Source organism: Vibrio sp. 1978 (assembly GCF_033344345.1).
Genome location: NZ_JAWPOP010000531.1, coordinates 1 through 668 on the forward strand (window position 1 = coordinate 1; position 668 = coordinate 668).

1 protein-coding gene is annotated in these 668 nt (G+C 46.7%); it reads left to right on the forward strand.

What is annotated here, in order from left to right; all coding sequences use genetic code 11:
- A partial coding sequence (locus R8N49_RS27650) for a PAS domain-containing protein (RefSeq protein ID WP_318190520.1) occupies positions 1-668 on the forward strand: 668 nt, incomplete at both ends.

Below are 668 nucleotides of genomic sequence, written 5' to 3' on the forward strand. Positions count from 1 at the left end.
CAGGAGAGTTATGGATATATTGTCCTGCTATCGATAGTCAGTGCGATTGCGATTGCGCTTATCTACTTTCGTTTCCAAAACGCACTTAAGCAGCTTATTACTGATTCGCCTTATCCAGTGCTGGTGCTAGATGCCAGCCATGGACAAATCCTACTTTCGAATCAAGCAGCGATGCAGTTGCTTGGCATTCGCTCACTGGGTACAGGCTTTTTGTACCCAGCCTTGTTTGAGCTTCACAAACTTTCTTCGTTACTAGATAGTTTTTCCAGTCGCTATTTCCGTCACCAAGTCTTTGATTGGCGTTTATCTGAAAACGAATCTATTAAGGTTGAATTGTCCGGCCGAAAGAGTTTGCTACGTGGTCATCGTGTTTGGATCATGTACGCGCAACCTTATCAAGTCACTTTACAAGAGCAGCAGCAAGAGTTGGCGCAGTTAGAGATGGCTCGCTCAGCGCTAGATTCGCTGTCCGAGTTGATCTGCTTACAAGATTGTCAAGGTAACTTATTGACGACGAATCGTGCCTTTGACCAGTTTTGGGAGGGGCGACGAGAAGAAGCCATCACTGCAACGGCGAGCCGAGTCGCTACCCGTAAAAGTGAACGAAAATGGACGACGGACACGCAAGGTCGCAGCTGCTTGCTTGAAGTGAATTTAAGCTCATTAGT